The 313-nt window shown below is 40.9% G+C and carries 1 protein-coding gene; it reads left to right on the top strand.

All coding sequences use genetic code 11. The features are described from left to right. A partial coding sequence (locus HMPREF1552_RS07920; protein WP_021744631.1) for an IS30 family transposase occupies positions 1–313 on the top strand: 313 nt, incomplete at both ends.

Here is a 313-nt window from a genome sequence, read left to right as displayed (position 1 = left end):
AGAAAAAAGAAGTTTTTGGGCATTGGGAGCTAGAATCGGTAGTTTCAGCAAGAGGAGAGAGCAAAGCCTGCTTTGCAACATTTGTGGAGCTGAAGACACGGTTTTATGTGGCAATAAAGATGAAAGATAGAAGCAAAAATTCAATGCTGGAAGCAATAAAACGGCTGACAGCCAATATTTCAAAAAGAGCATTCAAGACTTTCACATCAGACAGGGGGAAGGAATTTTCGTGCTGGGAAGAGGTGGAGAAGATGGGAATAGAATTCTATTTTACAGATTCTTACTGCTCATGGCAGAGAGGCTGCAATGAAAA

The sequence above is a fragment of the Leptotrichia sp. oral taxon 879 str. F0557 genome (assembly GCF_000469385.1).
GTDB lineage: Bacteria > Fusobacteriota > Fusobacteriia > Fusobacteriales > Leptotrichiaceae > Leptotrichia > Leptotrichia mesophila.
The sequence above is the reverse complement of the archived record's forward strand: the minus strand, read 5'-3'. Positions and strand labels throughout refer to the sequence as shown.